Source organism: Streptomyces sp. NPDC048337 (assembly GCF_043201175.1).
GTDB lineage: Bacteria > Actinomycetota > Actinomycetes > Streptomycetales > Streptomycetaceae > Streptomyces.
This window is the reverse complement of sequence record NZ_JBICYR010000057.1, coordinates 1-5,589: the sequence shown is the minus strand read 5'-3', so window position 1 is coordinate 5,589 and position 5,589 is coordinate 1. Positions and strand designations below refer to the sequence as shown.

General features: G+C 67.5%; 7 protein-coding genes and 2 pseudogenes. 3 read left to right on the top strand and 6 right to left on the bottom strand.

All coding sequences use genetic code 11. The annotated features are described in order from the left end of the window. The coding region (locus ACGFYU_RS37790; RefSeq protein WP_393831828.1) for a hypothetical protein at nucleotides 1-263 on the top strand (263 nt) is incomplete at its 5' end. Between the two features lie 206 nt (nucleotides 264-469). Next, complete coding sequence (locus tag ACGFYU_RS37785) at nucleotides 470-1,561, top strand: ISL3 family transposase (protein WP_393831827.1); 1,092 nt, start codon at nucleotides 470-472, stop codon at nucleotides 1,559-1,561. Nucleotides 1,562-1,751: 190 nt separating this feature from the next. Here the strand turns inward: ACGFYU_RS37785 and ACGFYU_RS37780 are convergent, their stop codons facing one another. Next, on the bottom strand, nucleotides 1,752-2,381 hold the full coding sequence (locus ACGFYU_RS37780; RefSeq protein ID WP_393831826.1) for a class I SAM-dependent methyltransferase: 630 nt from the start codon (nucleotides 2,379-2,381) through the stop codon (nucleotides 1,752-1,754). Here ACGFYU_RS37780 and ACGFYU_RS37775 point away from each other — a divergent pair. Next, a pseudogene (locus ACGFYU_RS37775) lies at nucleotides 2,370-2,682 on the top strand (transposase); the annotation flags it as partial. The gene ACGFYU_RS37780 and the pseudogene ACGFYU_RS37775 overlap by 12 nt on opposite strands. 703 nt (nucleotides 2,683-3,385) lie before the next feature. Here ACGFYU_RS37775 and ACGFYU_RS37770 read toward each other — a convergent pair. From ACGFYU_RS37770 to ACGFYU_RS37750, 5 genes and pseudogenes are all read right to left on the bottom strand, one after another. Beyond that, a pseudogene (locus tag ACGFYU_RS37770) lies at nucleotides 3,386-3,649 on the bottom strand (SDR family oxidoreductase); the annotation flags it as partial. Next, nucleotides 3,577-4,041, bottom strand: a complete 465-nt coding sequence (locus ACGFYU_RS37765) for an SDR family NAD(P)-dependent oxidoreductase (RefSeq protein ID WP_393831825.1) — start codon at nucleotides 4,039-4,041, stop codon at nucleotides 3,577-3,579. The gene ACGFYU_RS37765 and the pseudogene ACGFYU_RS37770, both read right to left, overlap by 73 nt. Before the next feature lie 272 nt (nucleotides 4,042-4,313). Continuing rightward, nucleotides 4,314-4,706, bottom strand: a complete 393-nt coding sequence (locus ACGFYU_RS37760; protein WP_393831824.1) for a nuclear transport factor 2 family protein — start codon at nucleotides 4,704-4,706, stop codon at nucleotides 4,314-4,316. An 87-nt stretch (nucleotides 4,707-4,793) separates the two neighbouring features. Then, complete coding sequence (locus tag ACGFYU_RS37755) at nucleotides 4,794-5,063, bottom strand: hypothetical protein (RefSeq protein ID WP_393831823.1); 270 nt, start codon at nucleotides 5,061-5,063, stop codon at nucleotides 4,794-4,796. A 17-nt stretch (nucleotides 5,064-5,080) separates the two neighbouring features. Further along, nucleotides 5,081-5,437 carry a hypothetical protein gene (locus ACGFYU_RS37750; RefSeq protein ID WP_393831822.1) on the bottom strand — a complete coding sequence of 119 codons (357 nt, stop codon included), beginning with the start codon at nucleotides 5,435-5,437 and terminating at the stop codon, nucleotides 5,081-5,083. Nucleotides 5,438-5,589: the final 152 nt, after the last annotated feature.

Sequence of the window (5,589 nt, the reverse complement as noted above, 5' to 3'; positions counted from 1 at the left end):
CCCTCGCGGGCTTTCCTCCGGGCTTTCGTTCTGTGTTCTTGCGTTTCCGACTCTATCAGACTCTTTCGGGCCCGATTTCCTCGGTGCTTTCCAGGTTCTACGCTTTCGCGTTTTCCCTTTCCGGCGATTCAGACTCTATCAGAAGTTCTCCACCGGATTTCCCCGGCTTCGGATTCCTCAAGGAGTCGAGTGCACCCCACACGGAATTCATTCCTCGCGGGGTGGGGGCTGCCGAACTTGACCAGTTCGAGGCAACCGCTTGACTCTACAACTGACCCTGTGAGGTGTCAAAATCGGCGAGCGCGGAGGAGGCGACCGCGTCCCCTGCACTGCGCGTTCGCCGACTTCGCGACCGCCGGGCGGGTCTTCTCCCTCCTGCCAGCGTCTGCGGGACGGCCGTTTCGCGGCGGTCACGGACCGCTGGTACGCCTGTTGCCGGCGTACTCGCGCACGGACTCCGCCGCTGATCTTGCGATGCTGGGCAGTCTCCGCGGGCCGGGCCGACACGGCGAGGTGCCCGCGGTGCAGTTCGCTGTCGTGGCGGGTACACGGCCGGTACGAACGGCGCCTGGCGGACGCCGCCGTGGGAACCACACCGGTGGTGATCCGGCTGGTCGTCCGCCGGTTCAAGTGCCCCAGCCCTGGATGCCCGACGGTGACTTTCCCCGACCAGATACCGGGCCTGACCAGCCCCCACGCCCGACACACCCCAATGCTGCGCAGGCTGCCGGCGCGGTTCGCCGAGGCGCTGGCCGGCAGGGCCGGAGCCCGCTTGGCCCGACGGATGGGCATGCCGGTGGCGAAGGACACCCTGCTACGGCTTCTCCGGGCCTCCGCACTCGAAGAACCTGGTGCAGTACGGGTCCTGGGGATCGGCGAGTTCGCCCTGCTCAAGGGGCACAACTACGCGACGCTGCTGGTCGATCTCGAAGCCCGCGGTCCCATCGACGTCCTGCCGGGGCGGGAGGCCGAGACCGTCGCCCGGTGGCTCGAGGGCCATTTGGAGGTGGAGATCGTCTGCCGTGACCGTGCCTCCCCCTATGCCGAGGCAGCCAGGGCGGACGCTCCCCAAGCGGTCCAGATTGCAGACGTGTGGCACCTCTGGAACAACCTCGCCAAAGCCGTCGAGAGACCTCTCACGAGCCACTACGCATGCATCCGCGCCAGCCACCAGGCCACCAGGCCACCTGACGAGCAGGCCGCGGTGCCACCGCCGGACGGGACACTCGACGTCAACGGGCGCCCGCGCCGGATCGTCGGCACGATCCGCGAACGACACCGACGCGTCCAAGAACTCCTGGCCCAGGGCCGATCACTACGAGGGGTCAGCCGGGACCTCGACCTGGACTACTACGCCGTCCGTCGATACGCCCGCACCCCGGACGTCGACCAGCTGCTGGTCAAGGTCACCCAGCGCCGCACCCTGCTCGACGACCACAAGCCCTACCTCTACGAGCGGTTCACTCAAGGCTCCGCAATGCCAGTCAGCTCTTCCGAGAAGTCCGTGACCAGGGATTTCGCGGCGTCCGCACCGTCGTCAACCGCTACATCCGCCAGCTGAGACAAGGCATCGAGACCGCCCCTCCAGCACCGGCCCTGCCCAAGCCACGGCGAGCGCTTCGCTGGGTAATGACGCACCCCGACCGGCTCCGGCCCCACGAAGGCCTCGGCCTGAAGGCGGTCCGGGCCGCCTGTCCCGAGCTCGGCATGCCAGCTGCACCAACGCACCCCCGAAGACGACGGGGCAAGCCCTAGGGGAGGCGGGCCAGCAAGTGGGCGTCGAGGAAGCCCCGCTCGGAGGCCGGGTCGTGGAGCAGCTTGGCGAACGTGACGAGCCCGGCCCCGGTCAGCAGCTCGGCGAACCGGTCCGCCGGCCAGCTGTAGGCGGGCGTCACCTTGTGGTCGAAGCGGACCGGCTCCGGTCCGTCGGTCGCGAAGAACGAGACCAGGAGCAGGCCCCCTGGTGCCAGGACACGCACCTGCTCGGCGAGCAGCGCGGGGAGCTCCGCAGGCGGGGTATGGATCATCGAGTAGTGGGCCAGCACGCCCCCGAGCGAGCAGTCCTCAACCGGCAGGGCCTCCATCCGCGCCTCGTCGAACCTCAGCGCGGGATGGGCCCGCCGGGCGTGGTCCACCATGGCCGGGGAGAGGTCGAGCCCGAAGGCGTCCAGCCCCAGTTCGTGCAGCATGGCGGTCAGATGTCCGGGCCCGCAACCGACGTCGGCTGCCCGCAGGTTCCCCGTTCCGCGCACCAGCTCGGCGAAGGTACCGATCATGTTCCGTGAGAACGGGTGCGTCTCCAACCGATTGGCGAACATCGATGCATACAGCTCGACGACCCCGTCGTAGGCCGCCCTGGTCTCGTCCTGGTGCTCCACCACGGGAGCGAAACTAGCCCAACATCCGCGCCCTTTCGCAGGCGGATGGAGGCCTTCGACATGCGGTTGCCCCACACGGAACCCAAGCTCCGCGAGGTCTTCACCAAGCTCGAGGCCAAGCACGGAACGGTGCTGGTCATGGTGGACCAGCCAACCTCGATCGGCGCCCTGCCGCTGGCGGTCGCGAAGGACGTGGGCTGCCCGGTCGTCTGCCTGTCGGGGCCGACGATGCGGCGGGATCGCCGACGTCTACCCCTGCGAGGCCAAGACCGACGCGAAAGACGCGTTCGTCATCGCGGAGGCGCCCGCGCGAGATGAGTCGGGCGAGCGACTCTGTGGGCCAGCAGAACCACGTGAGGAGGGGGCTGGTGACCACGAACCAGTGGACGCTGGTTCGGCGCTGCTTGTCATCGAGGATCGGTGGGCCCCATCCCGGTAGACGTGGCGGAGGGATCGGCGGCGGATCGGCGCTCCGCTGGCTCTTCGAGCCGAGCTGGCGGCCGGGACCGGGCCGAGTGAGTTTCGGTGCACGGGCTGGCGTGCCGGCCTTCACGCGGAGGTTCCTGAACCCGCGCCGGACGCGGGCGGGGGTGAGTCTGTTCGGTTCCGCCTTGCCGTTTCCAGGGCCGGCGAGTCGGAGTTGGGTGCGTGCTCGGGGCTCGCGCCGATGCGGGACCACCAGAGCCAGATCGGCTTGTTCCCCCTCCGGGACCCAGGGCCGGGTACTCGGCCGCCATCTCCCAGGACTGTCGCTGGTTGGATCCTCACCCACCCCGACGCACTCGCGGGGAACGAGCGCCTGAAGCTCAAGTCCGCTCTCGCCCAGTGTCCGGAACTGGACGCCCTCGCGGCCGTCACCGCCGGCGTGACTCTGCCCTGGAGCTCGGGCGTCGTGGAAGGCCACGTCAACCGCAGCAAAATGCTCAAGCGCCAGATGTACGGCCGCGCCTGCTTCAAGCTCCTCCGCAAACGCGTCTTGCTCTACGCGTGAGGGGGGAGCCTGCGGGTCAGGGCCCGATGCGCTCGACCTCATTCGGATCGATCCTGAGTGCCGATGCGGTCTCGAAGGAGGTAGGCGATTTCAGGAGTACGGTCACGACATCCGCGACCCGGTCAGGTGACGTCACTTGGTGGCTGGGGCAGACCATGTCTGCGAGCGCTTCCTTCGGCACTCCCGCCGCCTCCGATACCCGGTCCGTCATGGGGGTGTCGACAATTGCGGGACAGATCGCGACGACCGAGATCCCCCGCTCCGCCAGCTCGGCGGCGGTCGAGCGGGTCCAAGCTCAGCAGCGCTGCTTTGCTGGCCGCGTACGGGCCAGCGACCGGCATGGGAATCGTGCCGAGCATGGAGCTGCTGTTCACGATCACCGACCCTGCTTCCATCCGCGGCGCAGCGTGCTACATACAGAAGAACGCGCCCTTCACGTTCACGCTCAGGACCTCTTCGACATCGTCGGCGGACCAAGCTGCCATGGGTCCGACAGTGGAATGCGACTCGCTCGGTGCCGAGATCGGAGACCACCGCGTCGCCTCCTTCGCGGTTCCTGGACGCGATCATGACTGCGCAGCCCTCGGCCAGAAGCTGGCGAACTGTGGCAAGCCCGATCCCGGTCGCTCCGCCGGTCACCAGCGCCACCTTTGACTGCAGCCCGTCGTCCATCTCTTCGTCGCTCCTCAGATTGGGGAGTAGCGCTCGGTCGAGCCACCAGCGCCGTCAGCAGACCTGCGATTACCTCGCAGGGCACGGCGGTTTCTCCTTGGATCGCATGGTTAGGGCAATCTTCGGGCTGCCACCCCGACGGAGGCATACGAGGCAGGAGCATCCTGCTGGCGAAGGGAAGTTCTGACGCTCCGTGATCGGACCACAGAAGGGAGGAAGGTGGCTCGGCTCAACTTCTGTGGAGCGGCAAATTCAGTGACGGGGGGCTGTCGCTACGACCAGAACTCGTCGTATGCCTGCTGATCGGACCACAGTTCCCAGCCCTCGGTGATCCTTCCGTCTCGGATGTGGAAGACGATCACGTAATCCATGTCGAGCTCCTTGCCACCACGCGAGGCCGTGGCGTGGAGCAGGGCGACCGTGTGCTTGTCGTTGGCGAGCACATCATGGAGTTGTGGGCGGTACGTGCCCCCTGAGAGCTGGAACTCCTTTTGGAACGCAGCGAACGCGGCCTCACGACCGTAGAACTCCCCGGCCAGCGGGCTTTGGCCAGGGGCATGCCACACCACATCGGGGTGGAACAGCTCCGCCAGTGCATCCATGTCTCCTGCTGTGAAGGCGGCAAGAGTCTGATGAAACAGAGCAATGTTCCGATGATCATTCATCGCAGCCTCCTCTCGCTTCTGGCCTCGCGAACGTAACCGGAAGCCGGATGGACAGCCGCAGGCACACCCGTCCTCCGTCCCGAGCCGTCAGAGGTTGACGCGCTTAAGGTAGACGCGGCTGCGGTGGGGGATGGTCTGGTACCAGAGCATCAGGTGCTCGTCCTCGTACGTACGGAGCCGCATCGGGTGGGGGTCCTCGTAGAGGCTGCCGTCCTTGGGGTCGATGGCCATCGCCGCCAGGTCGACCAGGCCGTCCATGACCGCGGCGACCTGCTCCTGGTGCTCCGCGGGCATGTCGCCCAGGACCCACAGCCGGCTGGGATCGCACTCCCACGCCCAGCCGTTGTCGTTCTCCACGCCCTCACCCCGTGGGTTCACTGACCGATCTCGCGCTGGGCCTCGGCGAGGATGCGGCTGCTGGTCTGCATGGCAGCCCGGAACTCCTCCTCCGTGGCGTTCGGATCCCCCGCGATCCGCTCCGCCTCGTGCAGCGCCGCCGAACGAGCGGGCCAGCGGTGGATCGCCACGTGCGTGGCCCACTTGATGAGGAAGAAACGCAGCGGATTGATGGCTCCGGTCTCCGCCGCGCGGTCGAAGGCCTCGTTGCACTCCTTGTCGAGCGCGGCGAGGCTCGGCATGTCGATCCGGCGCACGGCGTCCCGGAGGGCTTCCCGTGTCATGGCCGGCTGAGGGATGAGCGGCCCGCCGGCTTCCAGCTGCTGTGCTGTCATCGCGTCCTCCCGGGGAACGCGCCCAGGATACCCAGGCGGGTCTCATCTCCTGGCCGTGAACGCAGAAAAGCCCCGCACCAGGATCAGAGATCCGGTGCGGGGCTTTCCCACAATGATTGTTCGGCGGCGTCCTACTCTCCCACAGGGTCCCC

Coding starts and splice junctions, on each gene's coding strand:
- ACGFYU_RS37750 (WP_393831822.1), bottom strand. CDS start 5,437: ATGACAGCACAGCAGCTGGAAGCCGGCGGGCCGCTCATCCCTCAGCCG.
- ACGFYU_RS37765 (WP_393831825.1), bottom strand. CDS start 4,041: ATGGACGACGGGCTGCAGTCAAAGGTGGCGCTGGTGACCGGCGGAGCG.
- ACGFYU_RS37760 (WP_393831824.1), bottom strand. CDS start 4,706: ATGAATGATCATCGGAACATTGCTCTGTTTCATCAGACTCTTGCCGCC.